This window comes from Streptomyces sp. P9-A4 (assembly GCF_036634195.1).
Taxonomy (GTDB): Bacteria; Actinomycetota; Actinomycetes; order Streptomycetales; family Streptomycetaceae; genus Streptomyces.
The window spans coordinates 1,920,674-1,933,605 of the sequence record NZ_JAZIFY010000001.1 but is presented as its reverse complement, the minus strand read 5'-3'; the positions used below and the strand labels follow the sequence as shown (position 1 = coordinate 1,933,605).

Genomic DNA, 12,932 nt, shown 5'->3' with positions numbered 1-12,932 from the left:
CTTCAGATCGAGAAAGTCGGCACAGGGTGCCAAGGAAGGGGGCACCCGGTGCCTCAAATGTGGCCTGTTTTCGCAGGTCGGAGGCGCTTTCTGAGTGGGTGCTCGCACGGATGAGCGGGCCCGCCGGAAGGTGGACCCGCTCACTGTGCGTCATCCCTGGCCAGGTATGGCAGGGGCGTCAGGGGTTGTGTCAGGCCCTGGGGGCGCAGCCCAGCACGTGCGCCTTCACCAGGGCCCCGATGTTCGGGTCACCCCTGCGGAAGGCCTCCACCAGCTCCTGGTGCTCCTCCGCGTACGACTTCTGGACCGTGCCCAGCCAGCGGATCGACAGGGCCGTGAAGACCTCGATGCCGAGCGTCTCCCAGGTGTGCAGCAGCACGCTGTTCCCTGCGGCCTTCACCAGCTCCCGGTGGAAGGCCACCGTGTGCCGCACCTGCGCCGTCCCGTCGGAGGTCGCGTCCGCCTCGTAGAGGGCCGCCACGTGCGGTTCCAGGGACGAGCAGTCCGCCGCCAGCCGTCCGGCCGCCAGCTCGGCCGCGATCTGCTCCAGACCGGCCCGGACGGGGTAGCTCTCCTCCAGGTCGGCCGCGGTCAGATTGCGGACCCGGACGCCCTTGTTGGGCGCCGACTCGATCAGCCGCAGCGACTCCAGCTCGCGCAGCGCCTCGCGGACCGGGGTCTGGGAGACCTCCAGCTCGGTCGCGATCCGGCGCTCCACGATGCGCTCGCCCGGCTTCCAGCGGCCGCTGACGATCCCCTCCACGATGTGCTCGCGGATCTGCTCGCGCAGCGAGTGGACGACGGGGACGGTCATGAAGCGGCTCCTCGGGGAGTGTTGACTCTCAAGACAATACGGCGGCGCCCCCGTCCGGAAACACTTCCGGACGGGGGCGCCGCAGGTGAGGCTCGTTACGTTGCCTCCGCGTATGCCCTTCGGCCTACCGCTTAGGCGGACGCGTCAGAGGCCGAGGTCGACCTCGAACTCGCCGGCCTCCAGGATCGCCTTGACCGAGGTCAGGTAGCGGGCGGCGTCGGCGCCGTCCACCAGACGGTGGTCGTAGGACAGCGCGACGTACGTCATGTCGCGGATCGCGATCGTCTCACCCAGGTCCGGGTGGTTGATGACGACCGGACGGCGCACGGTGGCGCCGATGCCCAGGATGGCGACCTGGTTCGGGGGCACGATGATCGTGTCGAAGAGCGCGCCGCGCGAACCGGTGTTGGAGATGGTGAAGGTCGCACCGGCGAGGTCGTCCGGGGTGATCTTGCTGGCGCGCACGGCGCCGGCCAGCTCCGCGGTCTTCTTCGAGATGCCGGCGATGTTGAGGTCGCCCGCACCCTTGATGACCGGGGTCATCAGACCCTTCTCGGAGTCCACCGCGATACCGATGTTCTCGGTGTCGAAGTAGGTGATCGTGCCCTCGTCCTCGTTGATCCGGGCGTTGATGACCGGGTGGGCCTTCAGCGCCTGGGCCGCGGCCTTCACGAAGAACGGCATCGGGGACAGCTTGACGCCCTCACGGGCGGCGAAGGCGTCCTTGGCCTTGGCGCGCAGCTTCATCAGCTTGGTGATGTCGACCTCGACGACCGAGGTCAGCTGGGCCTGGCCGTGCAGCGCCTTCATCATGTTGTCGCCGATGACCTTGCGCATGCGGGTCATCTTGACGGTCTGACCGCGCAGCGGGGAGACCTCGATGACAGCGCTGCCCGGAGCCTTGGCGGCGGCGGCCGGAGCCGCGACCGGAGCGGCGGCGGCCTTCTTGGCCTCGGCGGCGGCGAGGACGTCCTGCTTGCGGATACGACCGCCGACGCCGGAGCCCTTGACGGCCGCCAGCTCGACACCGTTCTCGGTGGCGAGCTTGCGGACCAGGGGGGTCACGTACGCGCCGTCCTCCGAAGGCTCAGCCGGAGCGGCCGCGGGCGCCGCCGGAACCGGGGTGACCAGGGCCGGAGCGATGGACGGGGCGGCGGCGACGGGCGCCGGAGCGACGACCGGCGCGGCGGGCGCGACCGGGGCCGGGGCGGCGACCGGAGCGGCCGGAGCCACCGGGGCCGGAGCGGCGACCGGGGCCGGAGCGGCGACCGGGGCCGGAGCCGCGGCGGGGGCGGCCGGAGCCGGAGCCGGGGCAGCGGCCGGAGCCGCACCCGCGGCGCCGATGACGGCGAGCTTGGCGCCGACCTCGGCGGACTCGTCCTCGGCGACGACGATCTCCAGGAGGACACCCGAGACCGGGGCCGGGATCTCGGTGTCGACCTTGTCCGTGGAGACCTCGAGCAGCGGCTCGTCGGCCTCGACGGTCTCGCCGACCGACTTCAGCCAGCGGGTGACGGTGCCCTCGGTGACGGACTCGCCGAGCGCCGGCAGGACGACGTCCGTGCCGGTGGCGCCACCGGCGGCCGGAGCCGCGGCGGGGGCCTCGGCGACCGGGGCCGGAGCGGCCGGGGCCTCGGCCACGGGGGCCGGGGCGGCGGCCGGAGCCGGAGCGGCCTCGGCGGCCGGGGCGGCGGCAGCGGCGGGGGCGCCGGAGCCGTCGTCGATGATGGCCAGCTCGGCGCCGACCTCGACCGTCTCGTCCTCGGCGACCTTGATGGAGGCCAGGATGCCCGAGGCGGGGGCCGGGATCTCGGTGTCGACCTTGTCGGTCGAGACCTCGAGCAGCGGCTCGTCGGCCTCGACACGCTCACCCTCGGCCTTGAGCCAGCGGGTGACGGTGCCCTCGGTGACGCTCTCGCCGAGCGCCGGCAGGGTTACGGAAACCGACATGGTTTCAGTTGCTCCTAACGAATTGCGGAAAGTGGTCGTCGCGCCCTGTGATGACGATGAGCGTCAGTCGTGGGAGTGCAGCGGCTTGCCGGCCAGGGCCAGGTGGGCCTCGCCGAGCGCCTCGTTCTGCGTCGGGTGGGCGTGGATGAGCTGCGCGACCTCGGCCGGCAGCGCCTCCCAGTTGTAGATCAGCTGCGCTTCGCCGACCTGCTCGCCCATGCGGTCACCGACCATGTGGACGCCGACCACGGCACCGTCCTTGACCTGGACGAGCTTGATCTCGCCCGCGGTCTTGAGGATCTTGCTCTTGCCGTTGCCCGCGAGGTTGTACTTGAGGGCGACGACCTTGTCCGCGCCGTAGATCTCCTTGGCCTTGGCCTCGGTGATGCCGACGGAGGCGACCTCGGGGTGGCAGTACGTCACCCGGGGCACGCCGTCGTAGTCGATCGGGACGGCCTTGAGGCCGGCCACGCGCTCCGCGACGAGGATGCCCTCGGCGAAGCCGACGTGCGCGAGCTGGAGGGTCGGGACGAGGTCGCCCACGGCCGAGATCGTCGGCACGTTGGTGCGCATGTACTCGTCGACCAGGACGTAGCCGCGGTCCATCGCGACGCCCTGCTCCTCGTAACCGAGACCGGCGGAGACCGGGCCGCGGCCGATGGCGACGAGCAGCACCTCGGCCTCGAAGGTCTTGCCGTCGGCCAGGGTGACCCTGACGCCGTTGTCGGTGTACTCGGCGGACTGGAAGAAGGTGCCGAGGTTGAACTTGATGCCGCGCTTGCGGAAGGCGCGCTCAAGAAGCTTGGAGCTGTTCTCGTCCTCGACCGGGACCAGGTGCTTCATGCCCTCGATCACCGTGACGTCGGTGCCGAAGGACTTCCACGCGGAGGCGAACTCGACGCCGATGACACCGCCGCCGAGGATGATCGCGGACTCCGGGACCCGGTCCAGGGTCAGCGCGTGGTCCGAGGTGATGATCCGGTTGCCGTCGATCTCCAGGCCGGGCAGGGACTTCGGCACGGAACCGGTGGCCAGGAGGATGTGGCGACCCTCGACACGACGGCCGTCGACATCGACGGAGGTCGGGGAGGACAGGTGGCCGGTGCCCTCGATGTAGGTCACCTTGCGGGAGGCGACGAGACCCTGCAGACCCTTGTACAGGCCCGAGATCACGTCGTCCTTGTACTTGTGCACGGCCTTGATGTCGATGCCCTCGAAAGAGGCCTTGACACCGAACTGCTCCGCCTCACGGGTCTGGTCCGCGACCTCGCCGGCGTGGAGCAGGGCCTTCGTCGGAATGCAGCCGTTGTGCAGGCAGGTGCCGCCGAGCTTGTTCTTCTCGATCAGTGCGACGTCCAGGCCCAGCTGCGCTCCGCGCAGGGCCGCGGCGTAACCGCCGCTACCGCCGCCGAGGATCACTAGGTCGAAAACGGTGCTGGCGTCGTTCGCCACGTCACGTCCTCCATGCATGTGCGCTCGTCGCCGGTCTTCGATGACCGGGCGGCGGCTGGTGTCCGGCCGCTTTATTTCGGCCCTGTGGTGGGGGCCCTGTCCTGCCGAGAACCCATCTTCGCACTTGTTGACGGACGACGGGACGCGGGGCCGTGCTCTGAGACGGCGGATCGACCGTACGGCGGGGTCACGGGCGCGTACGAACCTGCGGATTTCGTCGCCAGCGAACAGCGGACGACCGACAGCGACAGCGGCGGGGACGGCGACAGCGGCGGGGACGGCGACAGCGAACAGGGTCGGCGACAGCGAACAGGGACGGCGACAGCGAACAGGGACGGCCCCGGGCGCGAAGCCCGGGGCCGTCCCTGTCACGGATGTGCTCAGAGCTCGCCGGCCGCCGTGCGCTCGGCCAGCTTCACCAGGGTGCGCACCGAGGAGCCGGTGCCGCCCTTCGGGGTGTAGCCGTACGGGGCGCCCTCGTGGAAGGCCGGGCCCGCGATGTCCAGGTGGGCCCAGGTGATGCCCTCGCCCACGAACTCCTGGAGGAAGAGACCGGCGACCAGGCCGCCGCCCATCCGGACGCCCATGTTGGCCATGTCGGCGGTGGGGGAGTCCATGCTCTTGCGCAGGTCCGCGGGGAGCGGCATCGGCCAGGACTGCTCGCCGACCTCCTCGGCGATCTCGTGGATCGCGGAGCGGTAGTCGTCGTCGTTGGCCATGATGCCGAAGGTGCGGTCGCCGAGCGCCAGGACCATCGCGCCGGTCAGGGTCGCCACGTCGACGATCGCGTCCGGGTTCTCCTCGGAGGCCTTGGTCAGCGCGTCGGCGAGGACGAGCCGGCCCTCGGCGTCGGTGTTGAGGACCTCGACGGTCTTGCCGCTGTACATGTTCAGCACGTCACCCGGGCGGGTGGCGGAGCCGGACGGCATGTTCTCCGCCAGGGCGAGCCAGCCCGTGACGTTGACCTCGAGGCCGAGGCGGGCCGCGGCGACGACGGAGGCGAACACGGCGGCGGCGCCGGCCATGTCGCACTTCATCGTCTCGTTGTGGCCGGCCGGCTTCAGGGAGATGCCGCCCGAGTCGTAGGTGATGCCCTTGCCGACCAGGGCGAGGGTCTTCTCCGCCTTCGGGTGGGTGTAGGCGACCCGGACCAGGCGCGGCGGGTTCACGGAGCCGATGCCGACGCCGAGGATGCCGCCGAAGCCGCCCTTGGTGAGCGCCTTCTCGTCGAAGACCTGGACCTTGAGGCCGTGCTCCTTGCCGGCGGCCTGCACGGCGGCGGCGAAGGTGGCCGGGTACAGGTCGTTCGGCGGCATGTTGATCAGGTCACGGGCGCGGTTCATCTCCTCCGCGACGGCCTGGGCACGCTCGGCGGCGGCCTTGAAGGCCTTGTCGCGCGGCTTGGCGCCGAGCAGGGCGACCTCGCCCAGCGGCTTCTTCGCGTCCTTGCCGGTCTCCTGGTACGCCGTGTAGGCGTACGCGCCGAGCAGGGCGCCCTCCGCGATGGCGGCGGCGTCCTCGGCGACGGCGATCGGCAGCGCGAACGCGGCCTTCTTCGTGCCGGTCAGGACGCGGGCGGCGGTGCCGGCGGCGCGGCGCAGGGTCTCCGCGCCGTACGACTCGCCGTCCTCGGGCGCGGTGCCCAGGCCGACGGCCAGGACCAGCGGCGCCTTGAGGCCGGCGGGGGCGGGCACCTTCGTGGCCTCACCCTCGGCACCCGAGGCGCCCAGGGTCTCCAGGACGGCGGCGAGCCGGCCTTCGAAGGCCTTGTCGACGGCCTCGGCGCCCGGGGCGACGACGAGCGCCTTCCCGGACTTCGCGACGCCGACGACGAGGGCGTCGGAGCGCAGCGTCGCCGCGCCGGCAGTGCTGAGAGTGAGAGCAGTCACGGTGGTGAAATCTCGCTTCCATTGAGTTCTGTGGCGGTCGAGGGATAGGCCGACCGTGCCCGCCGCATCGTATTTCGGCCCGGAGAGCGCCGAGAACGAGCCTACGCTCGCTCGCCGGGTTCGCTCACGGCGGCGTTGATTCACTCATCCGTGGTGTCTCTTTCATGTTTACCGTTCCGGCCCCTGTCGCCCGGTCACACTCGCCTCATTCACGCGAGGACGACCCACCGTCCCTCGCCTCATCTGCGACATCTCCACGGGTCCCGCCGGTTCGGGAAGAGCCCGTCGAGGGGGGACACCTGCCATGGACTCCGACCGAATCCGTACGCCCAGAACCGCCCGGATCGCGGCCCTCGCCACCGCCGCGCTGCTCGCCACCGTCGTCCCGTCCGCGCAGGCGGTCGCCGCGACACCGCCCCGCGTGGACCTCACCGTCCTCGTCGTCGACGACGGCGGCAGCGCGGTCGGGGCGATCACCGCCGAGCTGAAAGGCTCCGGCGTCCCGTACCGCAGGATCGACCTGAACGACCCGAACCGGCCGGTGCTCGACACCGCCTTCCTCAGCGACACGCTCGACGGCCGCCCCCGCGCCAAGTACCAGGGCGTCGTCCTGCCCCACGAGAGTGCCTTCGGCCCGGACTCGGCCGAGCACACCGCCCTCCAGACGTACGAGCGGACCTTCGGGATCCCGCAGGTCGACGCCTACACCTGGTCGCACCCAGGCGTCGGACTCGACTACACGAACGAGGGAGGCTGGTCCGGCGTCCTCGACGGGACCACCGCCGGCGTCACCGCCGCCGGGAGGACCGGCCCCTTCGGCTACCTGAACGGGTCGCTCGCCTTCGAGGACAACGACCCCACCGTCTCGGAGAGTTACGGGTACGCCGGCCGCCCCCGCGCCGGCTACACCAGCTACCTGGACATGCCCGTCGACGGGGCCGGCGGCCGGGCCAGCCTCGTCGGCGAGTACGCCGCCGACGGGCGCCGCGAACTCGTCGTCACCTTCGCCTACAACCAGTACCAGCGGCAGTTCCGGGCCCTCGCCCGAGGCATCGTCGAATGGCTCACGCAGGGCGTCCACCTCGGACAGAGCCGCAACTACCTCTCCGTCCACGTCGACGACGTCTTCGCCCCCGACGCCCGCTGGGACGCGAGCCTCGACTGCACCCCCGGCGACTTCGACTGCGCCGGCGACGACGGCGAGGGCGCCGACCCGATCCGGATGACGGCCGCGGACGCCCAGTACGCCGCCGCCTGGCAGAAGTCCGCCGGTTTCACCCTCGACATGGTCTACAACGGCGGCCAGGGCGAGCAGTGGAAGACCGAGCACGGCGGCAGCGACCCGCTCACCGCCCGGCTCGTCGCGGACCGCGCCCAGTACCGGTGGATCAACCACACCTACACCCACCCGTTCCTCGGCTGCGTCCAGGACAACGTCGTCGTCCCCTGGCAGTGCGCCAAGGACACCGCGGGCAACACCCTCTGGGTCAGCCGCTCCGAACTCTCCGGCCAGATCCGCGACAACTACAACTGGGCCCTCGGCAAAGGCATCTCGGTCGACCGGAGCGAACTCGTCACCGGCGAGCACTCCGGCCTCAGGACCCTGCCCCAGCAGCCCGTCGACAACCCCAACCTCGCCGGCGCCCTCGCCGACAACGGCGTCAAGTGGACCGGCAGCGACAACTCCCGCGAACCGCAGCAGCGTTCGGTCGGGACCGCCACCGGCGCCGCGAAGACCGTGCCCCGCCACCCCATGAACGTGTACTACAACGTGGGCACCGCCGCCGAGATGGCCGACGAGTACAACTGGATCTACACCTCCCGCGCCGACGGCGGCAGCGGCACCTGCGAGTCCGACCCGGCCTCCACCTGTCTGCCCGCCCCGCTCCCCGCGGCCACCGGCTACGCCGACCACATCGTGCCGCAGGAAGCCCGCACCGCCCTCTCCCACGTCCTCGGCAACGACCCCCGCCCGCACTACGTGCACCAGTCCAACCTCGCCGAGGAACGCCTCCTCTACCCCGTCCTCGACCGGGTCCTCGGCGACTACCGGGCCCTGTTCGCGCCCAGCGCCCCGCTGGTCAACCCCGCCCAGAAGGACGTCGGCACCGAGCTGACCCGCCGCATCGCCTGGGACCAGGCTCTCGCCGCCGGCAAGGTCACCGCCTACCGCGTCGGCACCACGGTCACCGTCAAGGCCCCCGGCGGCCTCGCCGCGCCCGTCACCGCCCCCGAGGGCACCCGTAAGCGCCTCCTCCTCGGCACCACCGCCTTCGGAGCGCCCTACGCGGGAACCCGCTCCGCCTGGACCACGCCCGAACTGCTCCAGACCAGCGTCACACTCACGCTCCCGACCGCCTGACCAGCACGTTCTGGGGGGAACGCACATGCCGAGCCGTGGCCGTCACGTCACCATGCTCACCGAAGGCACCTACCCGCACGTCCACGGCGGCGTCAGCACCTGGTGCGACCAGCTCGTCCGCGGCATGCCCGAGGTCGACTTCGAGATCCTCGCCCTCATCGGCAGCGGCCGCGAGCCCGTCACCTGGGAGCTGCCGTCCAACGTCACCCGGCACACCGCGTACCCCCTCTGGGGCCTCCCGCAGGGGCCGGCGGCGCCCGTGCGCGCACGCCGGCCCCTGCGGGGGCGTACGCGCCGCCGCTTCCTCGACGCCTACGAACGCGTCCTGCTCGCCCTCCTCGACCCCGGGGCCGACTGCGACTTCGGCACCGGCCTGTACGAACTGGCCGAACTCGCCCGCCAGGGAAGGCTGACCACGGCCCTGCGCTCCGAGGCCGCGCTGCGCTCCCTGATGTGGATCTGGACCATGCCCCATCTGCCGACGCTCGCCGCCCGGCCCACCGTCCACGACGCGCTCACCGCCACCGACCTGCTCGAACACGCCCTGCGGCCGCTCGCCGCCCGGATATCCACCGACGGCGTCGCGCACGCCGTCTCCAGCGGCCTCGCCACGCTTCCGGCGCTCGCCGCACAGCACTTCGAAGGGGTGCCCTTCCTGCTCACCGAACACGGCATCTACCTCCGCGAGCGCTACCTCGGCTACCGCACCGACGCGCAGCGCTGGCCCGTCAAGGCCCTCATGCTCGGCTTCTACCGCGAGCTCAACACCCTCGGCTACCGCAAGGCCGACCTCATCACCCCCTGCAACCAGTACAACCGGCGCTGGGAGGAGCGCGGCGGCGCCCCCGTCGACCGCATCCGCACCGTCTACAACGGCGTCGACCCGGCCCTCTTCCCCGAGGCCGGCCCCGAACCCGAGGCACCCACCCTCAGCTGGTGCGGGCGCGTCGACCCCATCAAGGACCTCGAAACCCTCATCAGGGCGTACGCGATCTGCCGCGCCGAACTCCCCGAGCTGCGGCTCCGGTTGTTCGGCCCCGTCCCCGCCGGGAACGAGGACTACCTCACCCGGCTGGAGAAGCTCGCCGCCGAACTCGGCGTCACCGACGGCCTCACCTTCGAGGGCCGCGTCTCGGACGTACCCTCCGCCTACGCGGCCGGCAGCGTGGTCATGCTCTCCTCCATCAGCGAGGGCTTCCCCTTCTCCCTCATCGAGGCCATGTCCTGCGGCCGGGCCACCGTCTCCACCGACGTCGGCGGGGTCCGGGAGGCCGTCGGGGACGCCGGGATCGTCGTCCCGCCCCGCGAACCGGCCGTCATGGCCGCCGCCGTCACCGCGCTCCTGCGCGACGGGGACCGCCGCGCCGAACTCGGCCGGCAGGCCCGGCAGCGGGTCGTCGACCGCTTCACCCTGCACCGCTCGGTGGACGGCTTCCGCCAGATCTACCGCGAACTCGCGGGCGAGCGGACCGGACCCGTACGCCCCGTCGCCCACCCCAAGCCGTGGCCGGTCCGCCTGCCCGCGCCCCGCCGCATCACCCCCACCCTCGTCGCGGGAGGCACCCCGGCATGAGCGGCTCCCTCTGGCTGAGACGCCCGACCACCCACACCCCACTGCCGGCGATCCCGCGCCCGCGGGCGGAGACGCCGGGAGCACCCGGAAGGCCCCCGGGAAGCAACCCCGCCGTGGGCGACCTCGCCCCCGATCCGCTCGACCGGCTCACCGAGCGGATCGGGGGACTCGCCGCCGTCGCCGTCCACCCCGACGAGATCGCCGCCCTCCTCGAATCCGACGGCATGACCGACGACCACATCCGCCTCACCTACGGCCGCGCCGACTCCTTCGAGCTCGCCGAGGACCTCTACGCGCGCGTGGAGCGGCGCCACCCCGCCCCGGAGGCGCCGCCCGCCGGGCCCTGGCACAGCGGGCTCGCGGGCTGCCTCCTGCGCGGCCTCGTCTTCGCGCTGCCCGGCCTCGCGTACGTCCTCGCCTCACCCCTCCTCGCCGGGGAGCACGGCCGGTTCGGTCTCCCCGGCGGCACCGTCCCGCTCCTCGCGGGCGCCGTCACCGGCTGGGTGTGGAACCAGGCCCTGTCCCACCGCGCGTACACCTGGCTCGGCCTCGGCGACCGGCCCGCCGCCGCCCGCACCCTGCTCCTCGGCGCCCCGACGGGCGCCCTCGCCGGTACGGCCGTCGCCCTCGCGACCGCCGCGCCCGGCGAGATCCCGGCGGCCCTGTTCGCCGCCGGGCAGTCGCTCTACCTCGCCGCCGCTACCGTCCTGCTCGTTCTCGGCCGCGAACGGGCCCTGCTCTGCGCCCTGGTGCCGCTCGCCGGAGCCGTCCCCGCCTTCCGCTGGGACCTGCCCGACCCGCTGCGCGCCGCCCTCCTCCTCGCCGCGCTCACCGCGAGCACCGTCTTCGCCGCGCTCGTTCTCCGGCCGGGCGCGCGGCGCGGCGCGGCGGGACGCGGCGGCCCCCCGCGCGCCGCCTCCTTCCCGTACGGACTGTTCGGCCTCGGCAGCGGTCTCCTGGTGCTGCACGCGGGCGTCGGCGACACGCTGGTGAGCGGGGCGGGCGCGGTGATGGCGCTGACCCTCTCCATGGGGCCCGCCGAGTGGCTGCTGCACCGCTTCCGCGGCGAGAGCCTGACCCGGCTGCGGACCCTCACCACCGCCCGTGAGTTCCGCCGCGCGGTCACCGGCACCCTGGTGCTCTGCCTCGGCGGCTACCTCACGGTCCTCGTCGGGCTCACCCTCGCCGCGACCCTGGCGTGGCCGGGGGCGCCCTGGCCGGCACTCCCGCGGCTCGTCACCCTGCTCCTGATCGGGACCGTGCTGTGGCTGGGGCTGCTGCTCCAGGCCTTCGGCGCGGTGCTGAGCGCCGCCGCCGTGTGTCTGCTCGCGGCGGCGGCACAGACCGCGGAACCCGCCGCGGGCCCGGTGGCGGCCGGGGGAGCGGCCGCCGTGCTCGCCGTACTCACCTGTGTTCTGCTGGTACGACCGACCGCCCACCGCGTCTAGGGGACTCGGCCCGTGAATCGTTTCCTCCTGGTGCCGTTCTACGAGCACCCGGCCGACCGTCCCGAGGCCTGGTCGGCGCTCGTGGACGCGGCCCCGTCCCTGTACGGCGTCGTCGTCAACCCGGCGAGCGGCGCGGGCGAGGCGCCCGACCCGGCGTTCGCGGAGAGCGCCGGCCGGCTGCGGGCGTCCGGCGTCCGGCTCCTCGGCTACGCGGACACCGCCTACGGGCGCCGCCCGCACGCCGAGGTCGTCACCGACCTGCTCCGGCACCGCGACTGGTACGGCACCGACGGCGCCTTCCTCGACCAGGTGTCGACCTCGCCCGACGCCCTCGGCCACTACCGCCGGATCGCGGTCGCGGCCCGCTCCGCCGGAGCCGCGACCCTGGTGCTCAACCACGGCGCCCACCCCGACCCGGGATACGAGGAGTTCGCCGACCTCCTCGTCACCTTCGAGGGCCCCTGGGACACCTACCGGGCGCTCGACCTGCCCGTCGCCCCGCACTACTGCCACCTCGTCTACGCCGCCCCGCCCGGCGTCCGCCCGGCCACCCCGGTGCACTGCGCCGTCCCCGGCACCGGCGCCCACCCCTGGGGCACCCTTCCGCACCTCCTGGAGCCCGCCCGATGAGACGACCGCTGCCCCTGCTCGCGGGGCTGCTGCTCCTCGCCACCGCCTGCACGGCGGCCCCGGGCCCCGGCCCCGATCCGAAGCCGAGGGCGGACCGGTGGCAGCCGACGCCCGGCCTGACCTGGCAGTGGCAGCTCAGCGGGAAGCTCGACCCGACCGTCGACGTCCCCGTGTACGACATCGACGGCTTCGACCACCCGGCGTCCGCCGTCGCGGACCTCCACCGCCGGGGCCGCAAGGTCATCTGCTACCTCTCCACCGGCGCCTGGGAGGACTTCCGCCCCGACGCGGCGGCGTTCCCGAAGTCCGTCCTCGGCAAGGGCAACGGCTGGGAGGGCGAACGCTGGCTCGACATCCGCCGCACCGACGTCCTCGAACCGCTCATGGCGAAGCGCCTCGACCTGTGCCGGGACAAGGGCTTCGACGCCGTCGAACCCGACAACATGGACGGCTACCGCAACCGCACCGGCTTCCCCCTCACCGCCGCCGACCAGCTCCGCTACAACCGTCTGATCGCCCGCCTGGCCCATGAACGCGGCCTGGCGGTCGGCCTCAAGAACGACCTGGACCAGATCCCGCAGCTGCTCCCGGACTTCGACTTCGCGGTGAACGAGCAGTGCGCGGAGTACGACGAGTGCGGCCGGCTCGCCCCGTTCGTGGCGGCGGGCAAGGCCGTCTTCCACGTCGAGTACGAACTGACGACGGCACAGTTCTGCCCCCAGGCCCGGAAGCTGGGCCTCAGCTCCATGCTCAAGCACTACGAACTGGGGGTGTGGCGGCGGCCATGCTGACGGGGGCGCGGGCGGCGCGCCGG

General features: G+C 72.6%; 9 protein-coding genes. 5 read left to right on the top strand and 4 right to left on the bottom strand.

Features of this window, described 5'->3' with window-relative positions; all coding sequences use genetic code 11:
* Positions 1 to 190: 190 nt before the first annotated feature.
* The 4 genes from V4Y03_RS08675 to V4Y03_RS08660 form a co-directional block, all read right to left on the bottom strand.
* Positions 191 to 814 (bottom strand): GntR family transcriptional regulator, encoded by a 624-nt coding sequence (locus tag V4Y03_RS08675; RefSeq protein WP_317878638.1) that lies wholly within the window; start codon positions 812 to 814, stop codon positions 191 to 193.
* A 144-nt stretch (positions 815 to 958) separates the two neighbouring features.
* Positions 959 to 2,764 (bottom strand): 2-oxoglutarate dehydrogenase, E2 component, dihydrolipoamide succinyltransferase, encoded by a 1,806-nt coding sequence (gene sucB, locus V4Y03_RS08670; RefSeq protein ID WP_332434538.1) that lies wholly within the window; start codon positions 2,762 to 2,764, stop codon positions 959 to 961.
* A gap of 63 nt (positions 2,765 to 2,827) precedes the next feature.
* On the bottom strand, positions 2,828 to 4,216 hold the full coding sequence (lpdA, locus tag V4Y03_RS08665) for a dihydrolipoyl dehydrogenase (protein ID WP_317877435.1): 1,389 nt from the start codon (positions 4,214 to 4,216) through the stop codon (positions 2,828 to 2,830).
* Positions 4,217 to 4,596: 380 nt separating this feature from the next.
* Positions 4,597 to 6,105 carry a leucyl aminopeptidase gene (locus V4Y03_RS08660; RefSeq protein WP_317877434.1) on the bottom strand — a complete coding sequence of 503 codons (1,509 nt, stop codon included), beginning with the start codon at positions 6,103 to 6,105 and terminating at the stop codon, positions 4,597 to 4,599.
* A 304-nt stretch (positions 6,106 to 6,409) separates the two neighbouring features.
* Here V4Y03_RS08660 and V4Y03_RS08655 point away from each other — a divergent pair, with 304 nt between their 5' ends.
* The 5 genes from V4Y03_RS08655 to V4Y03_RS08635 are packed head-to-tail and all read left to right on the top strand — an operon-like array spanning position 6,410 to position 12,909.
* Positions 6,410 to 8,467 carry a hypothetical protein gene (locus V4Y03_RS08655; protein WP_332434537.1) on the top strand — a complete coding sequence of 686 codons (2,058 nt, stop codon included), beginning with the start codon at positions 6,410 to 6,412 and terminating at the stop codon, positions 8,465 to 8,467.
* Positions 8,468 to 8,492: 25 nt separating this feature from the next.
* Positions 8,493 to 10,040 (top strand): GT4 family glycosyltransferase PelF, encoded by a 1,548-nt coding sequence (pelF, locus tag V4Y03_RS08650; protein WP_332434536.1) that lies wholly within the window; start codon positions 8,493 to 8,495, stop codon positions 10,038 to 10,040.
* The gene (locus V4Y03_RS08645; protein ID WP_332434535.1) at positions 10,037 to 11,488 is read left to right on the top strand and encodes a hypothetical protein; all 1,452 of its coding nucleotides are present in this window, start codon (positions 10,037 to 10,039) and stop codon (positions 11,486 to 11,488) included. Before pelF ends, V4Y03_RS08645 begins: the two co-directional genes overlap by 4 nt.
* 12 nt (positions 11,489 to 11,500) lie before the next feature.
* Positions 11,501 to 12,118: a spherulation-specific family 4 protein gene (locus V4Y03_RS08640; protein ID WP_317878935.1), complete on the top strand. Its 618-nt coding sequence runs from the start codon at positions 11,501 to 11,503 to the stop codon at positions 12,116 to 12,118.
* Positions 12,115 to 12,909 carry an endo alpha-1,4 polygalactosaminidase gene (locus V4Y03_RS08635; protein ID WP_332434534.1) on the top strand — a complete coding sequence of 265 codons (795 nt, stop codon included), beginning with the start codon at positions 12,115 to 12,117 and terminating at the stop codon, positions 12,907 to 12,909. Before V4Y03_RS08640 ends, V4Y03_RS08635 begins: the two co-directional genes overlap by 4 nt.
* The last annotated feature ends 23 nt before the right edge of the window (positions 12,910 to 12,932 follow it).